The sequence below is a fragment of the Planktotalea sp. genome (assembly GCF_039984035.1).
In the GTDB taxonomy this organism is placed as follows: domain Bacteria; phylum Pseudomonadota; class Alphaproteobacteria; order Rhodobacterales; family Rhodobacteraceae; genus Planktotalea.
Genome location: NZ_JBDWVM010000467.1, coordinates 1 through 5,271, shown reverse-complemented (window position 1 = coordinate 5,271; position 5,271 = coordinate 1). Strand labels below are relative to the sequence as shown.

The following is a 5,271-nucleotide window of genomic DNA, read 5'->3' as shown; positions in this document are numbered from 1 at the left end:
TTAATAGGAACAGAAGTCTTTCCAGTCGCGCGTAGGGCGTCAGCGCTGGCAGCGGCTGGCGCGCGGCCTGACCCGTTAAAGGCGAGAATGTCATTGGTGCCTGCAGGGGATACGAGCGCAAATAGGTCACCGCCGATTCCGGTCATTTGTGGTTCGCATATTCCAAGGGACAGAGCGCCGGCAATTGCGGCATCCATCGCAGTGCCACCGCGTTTGAGGATATCCAAAGCAATGTTTGCGCCAATCGGATGGGATGTTGCGCACATGCCATTTGTTGCAAAAACTTCAGATCGACCAGGAAAATGAAAATCGCGCATATCGCCTCTCTTTGAATTAGAAATCAAAGACTAGGCTCGAACGAAGGATTTGCAAATTGTTAATGAGGTGGTTCCGGCACCGCGTACTGGGTGGGGGCAATAAACACACGGTGCCGGACAGAAGCTATATGCAGCTACAGGTCCTCTTATGATTGTAAAGAGGGGCTGCATTGGGGAGGGATTGTGGCGATTTGCAGGCTGATAAATTTTGTTTGAACGCAAATGAAAATTTTAACGAATTTTGGGAAGCTATCTTTTGCTGCGTAAATGCTCAAAGTTTGTGCGATTAACCTTCGCAAACGATCGAAAACTTGAGAATATTGCGGCCCTTGTAGCGACGATAAGCCAGCGAATGTGTCATGTCGCGGATAATGCCCCAACCGAACCCTCCCTCAGGAAGGTCGTTTATATCTGATTCTAAATCATGCACCTGTTTGGGAGGAAGCGAGGCGTTAGGGAGGGTGGCACCATGATCGATCACTTCAAACAGAATCAATTGCGCTTCGAGTTGGCATTTTAGGGAAATGGTCCCGTTTCCCGTATTCGCATAAGCATGCTCAACAATGTTGTTCGCCACCTCTGCCAAAACGATTTCGACTGAGGCTAAGGTGAAGTCGTTCACTGCTAAGGCTCTTAAAGTGCCGCAAACGGAATTAAGCGCGCGGCGCACTGCGCTTTCCGTTGCGGGAAAGACGAGCGCGATGTCGTTTGCTTTATTGGCTTGTCGAGGCGTCGATTGTCTTTCGGCCATTGATCCGTCAGGCACGGTTCGCCTCGCTCGCGTCTATCGCGTCCGATGGTGTATCGAATATTTTGAACACCTTTTCCATTCGGGTGAGCGTAAACACCTTTGCAACGATTGGTGTTAAGGCGGCGAGATGAAGCGGCCTGTCTTTACCAAGAAACTTCATGGCTGCCACAATCGCGCCTAGACCGCTCGAATCGACGAAATCTACTTCTGCGAGGTCCAGCACAACGGGGCCATCGGAGTCGCTCGTGAGTGAACGAATACTCTCTTTGAATTGGATCGCGGCGGCGGCATCGATGCGTTTGTCCAAGACTTTGATGATTTGCAGGCCGCTCGAAGTATCACTAGTCATTTCCATCTGTATCTTGCCTGTTCTGTAAAATCTGCCAACACAGATAGAGGTAATAGGTTACGATTCGGTGAGCGCGATGGCAGAAATTGACTACAAAGATCTACGAAATTCTCTTTTATCTTTGACAGAGGGAGAGACGGATGAAGTCGCGCTGATGGCAACTTTTGCGTGCGAACTGCATCATAGCGATGACCGTTTTGACTGGACCGGGTTCTATCGGGTTGTGGAGCCTAACCTTTTGAAAATAGGCCCATATCAAGGTGGTCACGGATGTCTTGTTATTCCATTTTCACGGGGTGTTTGCGGCGCAGCGGCGCGGGAAAACGCAGCGCAACTTGTACCAGACGTTGAGGCATTTTCCGATCACATTGCTTGCGCTAGCTCGACACGTTCGGAATTGGTGATTCCCGTGAAAAACGGCGCGGGGCGTTTACTGGGGGTGCTTGATATCGATAGTGATCAGCTTGATGCCTTCACGCAAAAAGACGCGGATCAGCTTGCTGACCTGCTGGACAAAGTCTTTTTGAACGTCGTTTAAATCAGCAATCTGCCTGCGAAATGAAAAAATCCTTTGATTTTTCATGCAACTTGATGCTTGGTGAAATTATAAGGAATTTTTTCACGAAGTAAGGCAGCATGATTCAATCCGATTTGACCTCTTCCATTAGTCTTGGCGCGGACCTTCGGGCGCTGCGCAAGTCGCGTGGAATGACGTTAACGGAACTGGCCGAGGTTACAGATCGCTCTGTCGGATGGCTTAGCCAAGTAGAACGCGATTTGTCCGAACCCTCGGTGTCCGATCTAAAATTGATCGCCAGCGCGCTGGACGTGCACGTATCGATCTTGTTCGGGCAGGCCCAAAGCCCGGCGACCGAAACTGGTATCATCGTGCGCGCCCATGCGCGGCGGCCGATTGGGTCGAAGGCGACAGGTTTGGTTGAAGAGTTGCTTTCACCCGATCTGACCGATGATTTCGAAATGGTGCATTCCACCTTCGATCCCGGCGCTGTTATGCAAGACTCCGTGACGCGCCCAACACAAGAGCTGGCTTACCTCGTTTCAGGGCGGCTTGATCTAGAGATCGATGGGCAGGCCTTCACCGTGCAAACGGGTGATAGCTTCCGGATCAAGGGCGTTTCGTATCGTTGGTCCAATCCTTATGACACACCTGCTGTAGCGATCTGGGTGATCGCGCCGCCGGTCTATTAAGGGCGCGCAGATGAGTTTTGTGATCGGGATCAAACTTGCACTCTTTTGGCCAGTATTCGCTGCGATATCGGGTCGTTTCTCAACATTAGGTGACGGTCTTAGAAATGCTGGGCGTTGCGCTGTGTTCAATGCTTGCTTCAGGCGCACCTTGGCGCTGTGTTTCATCATTTCGGGCGTGCCGTTTAGCACGACTCAGGTCGGGAGAATGACATGAAAAACGGAAGCTGCCTGTGCTCAGGCGTTGAATACGAATTGCTGGGCGAGTTGCGCCCGTCAGTCGCCTGTCATTGTGATCAATGCCGTAAAACAAGCGGGCATTACGTGTCCGCGACCCAAGTTGGTGCTGGCGCTCTAAAGATAACCAAGGACGAGACATTGGCGTGGTATCAATCGTCGCCAGAGGCAAAACGCGGTTTTTGCAATCGCTGCGGCTCGTCTCTGTTCTGGCAGCACGACGGCGACAATGGTGCGGTTTCGGTCATGTCCGGCACGATCGATGGCGTGACTGGCATCGATACAGCCAAACACATCTTCACCGCCTTCAAGGGCGATTATTACGATATCGCGGACGACCTTCCGCAAAGCGAAAACTAGGGAGCAAACATGTCTGAATTTCCAAGCACGGCCCGTGTGGTCATCATCGGTGGTGGTGTCGTCGGCACATCGACGCTCTATCATCTTGCCAAAGCGGGATGGACGGATTGCGTTCTACTTGAAAAGAACGAATTGACGGCCGGATCAACGTGGCATGCGGCCGGAAACGTACCGAATTTTGCGGGCTCTTGGGCGGTGATGAACATGCAGCGCTATGGTGCCGCGATGTATCGCACGCTGGGCGAAGATGTTGATTATCCGATGAACTACCATGTCACGGGTTCGATCCGCTTGGCGCATTCAAAAGAACGGATGCAAGAATTCGAACGCGTTGCGGGTATGGGCCGTTATCAGGGTCTTCAGATGGACATCATGTCCCTCGATGACATCAAGGAAAAGCATCCCTTCTGTGAGACACATGATCTAGCGGGCGGTTTATGGGATCCGCTTGATGGCGACATTGATCCAGCACAATTGACCCAAGCGCTTGCCAAAGGCGCGCGTGATGCGGGCGGCAAGATTGAGCGCTTCTGCCCTGTGACGGGAATTGATCGTGATGGGGACGAGTGGATCGTAAAGACCGAAAAAGGCGACATTCGCTGTGAAAAGGTCGTCAACTGTGCTGGGTATTATGCACAACGCGTTGGCGAGATGTTTAAACCGCACGGCGGTCGTACGGTTCCGATGGTGGTTATGTCCCACCAGTATTTCCTAACGGGCCAACTGCCAGAGCTGGAAGCGTGGACAAAAGAAAAAGGGCACAAGGTTCCGCTGCTACGCGATGTGGATACGAGCTATTACCTGCGTCAGGATAAGAACGGTCTGAACCTCGGCCCTTACGAGCGGAACTGCAAAGCGCATTGGGTCACACCCGAAGATCCGATGCCGGAAGACTTTAGTTTCCAGCTTTACCCTGATGATCTGGATCGTCTGGAGTACTATATCGAAGACGCGATGGCGCGTGTTCCTTTGCTGGGTGAGGGCGGTGTTGAACGAAACATCAACGGCCCAATTCCATATGCACCCGATGGCTTGCCAATGATTGGTCCGATGCCCGGTTGCCCGAATGCCTATGAGGGTCATTCCTTTACCTTCGGTATCGCGCAGGGTGGTGGCGCAGGTAAGGTCCTAAGCGAATGGATCATGCACGGCGAAACCGAGGATGATATGTGGGCCTGCGATCCGCGTCGTTACACAGACTACACCGATCACGATCATTGCCTAGCTAAAGCGCTGGAAACCTACGGTCACGAATATGCTATGCATTTCCCGCATCACGAATGGCCAGCAGGGCGCGACAAGAAATTGTCGCCAGCAGATGCCAAGGTACGTGAACTTGGCGGTCAAATGGGCGCTTACAACGGTTGGGAACGTGCCAACTGGTTTGCTAAGGATGGTGATGACACGTCCGAGGAAAGCACTCAAACATGGACGCGCTCTGGCCCGTGGGAGCAACGCATCAAGGAAGAGGTTGAGGCGGTGCGCGATGGTGTTGGCGTTCTCGATCTACCAGGCTTCTCCCGCTTTAACCTAAGCGGTGAAGGTGCAGCTGAGTATCTGCGTACAATGATCACCGGTGCACTGCCAAAAATCGGTCGCATGAACCTTGCTTACTTCGCAGACAGTCGTGGTCGTATTCTAACAGAGATGTCTGTGATGCGTCATGGCGAGGATGCGTTCACATTGATCACGGCAGCGCTCGCGCAGTGGCATGACTTTGATGTTCTCAACAAGAACCTACCAGTTGGTTTGACGCTTATAGATCATACGACTGAATTCGGAACACTGATTGTCACGGGTCCTAAATCACGCGCTCTGTTTGAGGCGATTGGCACCGAGGCTGACTTGCAATCTGGTTGGCTGACGCATCAATCTGCGACTGTCGCTGGCGTTTCTTGCACATTGAACCGTGTGAGCTTTGCTGGTGAACTCGGTTGGGAAATTCACGCGCCTGTGGCTGATATGGCCGGGCTTTACGATGCGGTGCTGGCGGGCGGTGCAACGCCGTTTGGTATGTATGCGCTCAATTCCATGCGGATCGAAAAAGGCTA

General features: G+C 52.4%; 7 protein-coding genes. 4 read left to right on the top strand and 3 right to left on the bottom strand.

Translation table 11 applies throughout. The features are described 5' to 3' along the window. The 3 genes from ABJQ89_RS20770 to ABJQ89_RS20760 all read right to left on the bottom strand — a co-directional run. Window positions 1-317 (bottom strand): gamma-glutamyltransferase (locus ABJQ89_RS20770; RefSeq protein ID WP_348498057.1); only part of this gene is annotated, 317 nt, incomplete at its 3' end. A 286-nt stretch (window positions 318-603) separates the two neighbouring features. Then, window positions 604-1,068, bottom strand: a complete 465-nt coding sequence (locus ABJQ89_RS20765) for an ATP-binding protein (protein ID WP_348498058.1) — start codon at window positions 1,066-1,068, stop codon at window positions 604-606. A 7-nt stretch (window positions 1,069-1,075) separates the two neighbouring features. After that, window positions 1,076-1,423, bottom strand: a complete 348-nt coding sequence (locus tag ABJQ89_RS20760; protein WP_348498056.1) for an STAS domain-containing protein — start codon at window positions 1,421-1,423, stop codon at window positions 1,076-1,078. Between the two features lie 70 nt (window positions 1,424-1,493). On the opposite strand from ABJQ89_RS20760, the gene ABJQ89_RS20755 reads away from it, so the two are divergent. The 4 genes from ABJQ89_RS20755 to ABJQ89_RS20740 all read left to right on the top strand — a co-directional run. Continuing rightward, a complete protein-coding gene (locus ABJQ89_RS20755) occupies window positions 1,494-1,955 on the top strand; it encodes a GAF domain-containing protein (RefSeq protein ID WP_348498055.1) in 462 nt (153 codons plus the stop codon). Window positions 1,956-2,053: 98 nt separating this feature from the next. After that, complete coding sequence (locus ABJQ89_RS20750) at window positions 2,054-2,626, top strand: helix-turn-helix domain-containing protein (RefSeq protein WP_348498054.1); 573 nt, start codon at window positions 2,054-2,056, stop codon at window positions 2,624-2,626. Between the two features lie 210 nt (window positions 2,627-2,836). Further along, a complete protein-coding gene (locus tag ABJQ89_RS20745; protein WP_348498053.1) occupies window positions 2,837-3,220 on the top strand; it encodes a GFA family protein in 384 nt (127 codons plus the stop codon). A gap of 9 nt (window positions 3,221-3,229) precedes the next feature. Next, window positions 3,230-5,271, top strand: a 2,042-nt coding sequence (locus tag ABJQ89_RS20740; protein ID WP_348498052.1) for an FAD-dependent oxidoreductase, incomplete at its 3' end; no start/stop codon positions are given.

What these genes read in the sequence shown, in the direction of transcription:
- ABJQ89_RS20765 (WP_348498058.1), bottom strand. Translation starts at nt 1,068, where the DNA reads ATGGCCGAAAGACAATCGACGCCTCGACAAGCCAATAAAGCAAACGAC.
- ABJQ89_RS20760 (WP_348498056.1), bottom strand. Translation starts at nt 1,423, where the DNA reads ATGGAAATGACTAGTGATACTTCGAGCGGCCTGCAAATCATCAAAGTC.
- ABJQ89_RS20755 (WP_348498055.1), top strand. Translation starts at nt 1,494, where the DNA reads ATGGCAGAAATTGACTACAAAGATCTACGAAATTCTCTTTTATCTTTG.
- ABJQ89_RS20750 (WP_348498054.1), top strand. Translation starts at nt 2,054, where the DNA reads ATGATTCAATCCGATTTGACCTCTTCCATTAGTCTTGGCGCGGACCTT.
- ABJQ89_RS20745 (WP_348498053.1), top strand. Translation starts at nt 2,837, where the DNA reads ATGAAAAACGGAAGCTGCCTGTGCTCAGGCGTTGAATACGAATTGCTG.